At 69.3% G+C, this 5,414-nt stretch carries 1 protein-coding gene and 1 pseudogene; both read left to right on the top strand.

All coding sequences use genetic code 11. From position 1 onward, the window contains the following. Positions 1 to 114: 114 nt before the first annotated feature. A pseudogene (rpoC, locus tag AC1MIR_RS23630) lies at positions 115 to 4,260 on the top strand (DNA-directed RNA polymerase subunit beta'); the annotation flags it as partial. A gap of 539 nt (positions 4,261 to 4,799) precedes the next feature. Further along, positions 4,800 to 5,414, top strand: a 615-nt coding sequence (lpxK, locus tag AC1MIR_RS23625; protein ID WP_480030625.1) for a tetraacyldisaccharide 4'-kinase, incomplete at its 3' end; no start/stop codon positions are given.

Below are 5,414 nucleotides of genomic sequence, written 5' to 3'. Positions count from 1 at the left end.
TTTGATCTCGCCATAGGCCCAGGACGGGATCGTCTCGGGCGAGGCGATCGTGATCTTGATCTGGTCGAAAGTCATCGCCTGCCCCGCGCGCGCCGGCCGGACGGAGACGACGGCATGAACGAACTGATGAAGATCCTCGGCCAGACCGGCCAGGCGATGACTTTCGACCAGATCAAGATCTCGATCGCCTCGCCCGAGACGATCCGGTCCTGGTCCTATGGCGAGATCAAGAAGCCCGAGACGATCAACTACCGCACCTTCAAGCCGGAGCGGGACGGGCTGTTCTGCGCGCGCATCTTCGGTCCGATCAAGGACTACGAGTGCCTGTGCGGCAAGTACAAGCGGATGAAGTTCCGCGGGATCATCTGCGAGAAATGCGGCGTCGAGGTGACGCTGGCGAAGGTCCGGCGCGAGCGCATGGGCCATATCGAGCTCGCCTCGCCGGTCGCCCACATCTGGTTCATGAAGTCGCTGCCCAGCCGCGTCGGGCTGATGGTGGACATGAGCCTGAAGGAGCTGGAGAAGGTCCTCTACTTCGAGAGCTACGTGGTGCTGGAGCCGGGCCTGACGGACCTGAAGCTGCACCAGCTCCTCACCGAGGACCAGCTGCAGTCGAAGCAGGACGAGTTCGGCGACGACGCCTTCTCCGTCGGCATCGGCGCGGAGGCGGTGAAGCAGATGCTCGCCGCGATCGACATCAACAAGGAAGCGCCGAAGCTGCGCGGCGAGCTGAAGGAGACGACCTCCGAGGCGAAGCGCAAGAAGCTCGTGAAGCGGCTGAAGCTGCTCGAGAGCTTCGCCGAGAGCGGCGCGCGGCCGGAGTGGATGATCCTCGACGTGGTCCCGGTGATCCCGCCCGAGCTGCGCCCGCTGGTGCCGCTGGACGGCGGGCGCTTCGCGACGTCTGACCTGAACGACCTCTATCGCCGCGTCATCAACCGGAACAACCGGCTGAAGCGCCTGATCGAGCTGCGCGCGCCCGACATCATCGTGCGCAACGAGAAGCGCATGCTGCAGGAGGCGGTGGACGCGCTGTTCGACAACGGCCGCCGCGGCCGCGCGATCACGGGCGCCAACAAGCGCCCGCTGAAGTCGCTCAGCGACATGCTGAAGGGCAAGCAGGGCCGGTTCCGGCAGAACCTGCTCGGCAAGCGCGTGGACTATTCCGGTCGTTCGGTCATCGTCGTCGGGCCGGAGCTCAAGCTCCACCAGTGCGGCCTGCCGAAGAAGATGGCGCTCGAGCTGTTCAAGCCCTTCATCTACTCGAAGCTCGAGAAATACGGCCACGCCACGACCATCAAGGCCGCGAAGCGGATGGTGGAGAAGGAACGGCCGGAGGTGTGGGACATCCTCGAGGAGGTGATCCGCGAGCATCCCGTGCTGCTGAACCGCGCGCCGACGTTGCACCGGCTCGGCATCCAGGCCTTCGAGCCGGTGCTGGTGGAAGGCAAGGCGATCCAGCTGCACCCGCTGGTCTGCACCGCCTTCAACGCGGATTTCGACGGCGACCAGATGGCCGTGCATGTCCCGCTGAGCCTCGAGGCCCAGCTGGAAGCGCGCGTGCTGATGATGTCCACCAACAACATCCTCAGCCCGGCGAACGGCAAGCCGATCATCGTGCCTTCGCAGGACATCGTGCTCGGCCTCTACTACCTTTCGCTCGAGACGCCGGAGTTCAAGGCGACGGAGGAGAAGGACGCGCCGGCCTTCGCCACGATGGGCGAGATCGAGCAGGCGCTGGCCAACGGCTCGATCCGGCTGCACAGCAAGATCCGCGCGCGCCGCAAGGCCATGGACCGCGACGGCAACACCGTCACCGAGCGCGTCGTCACCACGGCGGGGCGGATGATGATGGGCGCGCTGCTGCCGCTGCATCCGAGCCTGCCCTTCTCCCTGCTCAACCGGCTGCTGACGAAGAAGAACATCTCCGACGTGATCGACGCGGTGTACCGCCACTGCGGCCAGAAGGAGAGCGTGATCTTCGCCGACCGGCTGATGGGCCTCGGCTTCCGCAACGCGGCGAAGGCCGGCATCTCCTTCGGCAAGGACGACATGGTGATCCCCGACAGCAAGGGGTCGCTGATCTCCGCGACGAAGGACCAGGTGAAGGAGTTCGAGCAGCAGTATCTCGACGGCCTGATCACCGCCGGCGAGCGCTACAACAAGGTGGTGGACGCCTGGTCGCGCTGCACCGAGGAGGTGGCGCAGGCGATGATGAAGGAGATCATGAAGCAGGAGGTGGGCAAGCCGGCCAACTCCGTGTGGATGATGTCGCACTCCGGCGCGCGCGGCTCGCCCGCGCAGATGCGCCAGCTCGCCGGCATGCGTGGCCTGATGGCGAAGCCGAGCGGCGAGATCATCGAGCAGCCGATCATCTCGAACTTCAAGGAAGGCCTGACCGTGCTGGAGTACTTCAACTCCACCCACGGCGCCCGCAAGGGCCTGGCCGACACCGCGCTGAAGACGGCGAACAGCGGCTACCTCACGCGTCGCCTGGTGGATGTCGCGCAGGACTGCATCATCGTCGAGGAGGATTGCGGCACCGAGCGCGGCATCACCGTGCGCGCGGTGATGGATGGCGGCGAGGTCGTCTCCTCGCTGTCCGAACGCATCCTCGGCCGCTTCGTGCAGGAGGACGTGCTCGATCCGGCGACGGGCGAGGTGATCGTGCCGCGCAACACGCTGGTCGAGGAGAGCGAGGCCGAGCGGATCGAGAAGGCCGGCGTGGAGGGGGTGAAGATCCGCTCCGTGCTGACCTGCGACTCGCGCGTCGGCGTTTGCGGCCACTGCTATGGCCGCGACCTGGCGCGCGGCACGCCGGTGAATGTGGGCGAGGCGGTCGGCGTGATCGCCGCGCAGTCCATCGGCGAGCCCGGCACGCAGCTGACGATGCGCACCTTCCACATCGGCGGCGCGGCGCAGCGCGGCGCGGAGCAGTCCGCGGTGGAGGCGATGACGGACGGCACGGCGAAGTTCCTGAACCGCCAGGTCGTCACGAACAGCTCCGGTGCGCCGATCGTGATGAGCCGCAACTGCGAGGCGGTGGTCTATGACGCGAATGGCCGCGAGCGCGGCCGGCTGCGCGTGCCCTACGGCGCGCGCCTGCTGGTCGAGGAGGGCGCTTCGGTCACCCGCGGCCAGAAGCTTGCCGAGTGGGATCCCTTCACCCTGCCGATCATCACCGAGAAGAACGGCAAGGTGGAGTTCGCCGACCTGATCGACAACTTCACCCTGGTGGAGCGGATGGACGAGGTCACCGGCCTCTCCTTCAAGGAGGTGGTCGAGTACAAGACCGCCGGCCGCGGCGCCGATCTCCGCCCGCGCCTGATCCTGCGCGACGACAAGGGCAACGTGGTGAAGCGCGACAACGGCAGCGAGGCGATCACCTTCCTGCCGCCCGGCTCGCTGCTCTCGGTCGAGAATGGCAAGGAGGTCTTCGCCGGCGACGTCATCGCGCGCATGCCGCGCGAATCGTCCAAGACGCGCGACATCACGGGCGGCCTGCCGCGCGTGGCGGAGTTGTTCGAGGCGCGGCGCCCGAAGGATGCGGCGATCATCGCCGACATCGACGGCCGCGTGGAGTTCGGCAAGGACTACAAGGCCAAGCGCCGCATCCTGGTCGTCCCCGACGCCCCGGAAGGCAGCGACGAACCGCCGACGCCGCGCGAATACCTGGTGCCGAAGGGCAAGCACGTCTCGGTGCAGGAAGGCGACTACGTGAAGGCCGGCGACCCGCTGGTGGACGGCCCCCGCGTGCCGCACGACATCCTGCGCGTGCTGGGCGTCGAGGCTCTCGCGAACTACCTCGTGAACGAGATCCAGGACGTCTATCGACTGCAGGGCGTGAAGATCAACGACAAGCATATCGAGGTGATCGTCCGGCAGATGCTGCAGAAGGTGGAGATCGTCGATCCGGGCGACACCACCTTCCTGGTGGGCGAGACGGTGGAGCGCATCGAGTTCGACATCGAGAACGAGAAGCGCATTGCCGCGAAAGAGCGGCCCGCCCGGGCCGAGCCGGTGCTGCAGGGCATCACCAAGGCCTCGCTGCAGACCACCAGCTTCATCTCCGCGGCCTCCTTCCAGGAGACCACCCGCGTGCTGACCGAGGCCGCCACGGCGGGCAAGGTGGATACGCTGGCCGGCCTGAAGGAGAACGTGATCGTCGGGCGCCTGATCCCGGCGGGCACCGGCTCGGTGATGAACCGCCTGCGGGCGCTGGCCGCGCATCGCGCCCTGGCGCCGGAGATGCCCGGCCTCCTGACCATCCTCGCCCCCCGTCACCCCGAGCGCGGCGCCGCGGTGGCGGCCGAGGCCGCCGGCCTGCCCACCGCAAGGCGCGGGGCCGGCGCGCTGCCGGGGCCGGAGACGGCGGTCTATGTCGCCGACACGCTGGGCGAGCTCGGCCTGTTCTACCGCGTCGCGCAGGTGGCCCTGGTCGGCGGCTCCCTGGTGCCGCATGGCGGGCAGAACCCGCTGGAGCCGGCGCGGCTCGGCTGCCCGATCCTGCTCGGCCCGCACACCGCGAACTTCGCCGAGCCGGTGGAGCGCCTGCTGGTCGCCGGGGGGGCGGTCCGGCTCGCCGATCCCGCCGCGCTGGCGCCGGCCATCCGCGACGTGCTATCCGATCCCGGCCGCGCGCGGGCGTTGTCCGAGGCTGCCGCCGTGGTCGCCGAAGGCCGTGCCGACCTGCCGGAACGGGTGGCCGAGGCGCTGCTTGGCCTGATGCCGCCGCCGGATCCTCCGGCGGAGACGCCCGCGCAAGGGCGCCGGACGGGCTTCCTGACGAACGAGGTTTGATGAGGGCACCCGGGTTCTGGGTGGGCGGCGGGGGGATCACGCCCCTCCTCCTCTCCCCCCTTTCGGCGATCTATGCCGGCGTCACGGCGCGGCGCATGGCGCGCGGCGGCTGGCGGGCGCCGGTGCCGGTGATCTGCTGCGGCAACGCCACCGCCGGCGGCGCCGGCAAGACCACCGTCGCGCTCGACATCGGCCGCCGCCTGGCCGACCGCGGCATCGCGGCGCATTTCCTGCTGCGCGGCTATGGCGGCACCGTGAAGGGTCCGGCCCGCGTGGACCCGAACGCGCATGACAGCACCCAGGTGGGCGACGAGGCCCTGCTGCTGGCCGAGGTGCGGCCCACCTGGGTCTCGGGCGACCGGGCCGCCGGCGCGCGCGCCGCGGTTGCCGCCGGCGCCCAGGCCATCGTGATGGATGACGGGCTGCAGAACCCGACGCTGGAAAAGGATCTTTCCCTTCTCGTCGTGGACGGCAGCTTCGGCTTCGGCAATGGCCGGGTGATCCCGGCCGGCCCCCGGCGCGCGCCCCGCGCCCCGGCGGCGGCGCGGGCCGGCGCGGCGGGGCGGGTCGGCAAGGGCGAGACGGGCGCGCGGGCACCCCATCCCCCCCGCCGG

The organism is Falsiroseomonas sp. RANM36 (genome assembly GCF_056682175.1).
The sequence above is the reverse complement of the archived record's forward strand: the minus strand, read 5'-3'. Positions and strand labels throughout refer to the sequence as shown.